Annotated in this window: 1 protein-coding gene; it reads left to right on the plus strand. The window is 64.3% G+C overall.

Going from position 1 to position 409, the window contains the following annotated elements:
• Window positions 1–409: LVIVD repeat-containing protein (locus IG04_RS47545; protein WP_030482301.1), on the plus strand; the 409-nt coding region annotated here is incomplete at both ends.

Raw genomic sequence — 409 nt, forward strand, 5'->3', positions numbered from 1 at the left:
GGGCGGCGCGGACGTCGACATCCTCGACATCACCAACCCGAAGCGGCCGCGGCTGATCCGCGAGATCGACGTCGACGCCGAGTCCCCGAACCTCACCCAAACCCAGCTCGGCCTCACCGAGGTCTTCCTGCACGACATGATCGTCAAGAACATCGACGGGCACTGGGTCCTCCTGCTGTCCTACTGGGACGGTGGCTACGTTCAGCTCAACGTCGACGACCCGGCGAACCCGACGCTGATCGGCGACACGGACTTCAGTCATCCCGATCCGCAACTGCTGGAGTCGACCGGAACAGCGCGCACCGCCGAAGGCAACGGGCACCAGGGCGAGTTCACCGCCGACAACCAGTACTTCATCGGAACCGACGAGGACTTCGCGCCCTACGGAGCAACGAACTTCTCGATCACC

Origin of the sequence: Lentzea albidocapillata, from assembly GCF_000719115.1 — a bacterium.
Lineage (GTDB): Bacteria > Actinomycetota > Actinomycetes > Mycobacteriales > Pseudonocardiaceae > Lentzea > Lentzea albidocapillata.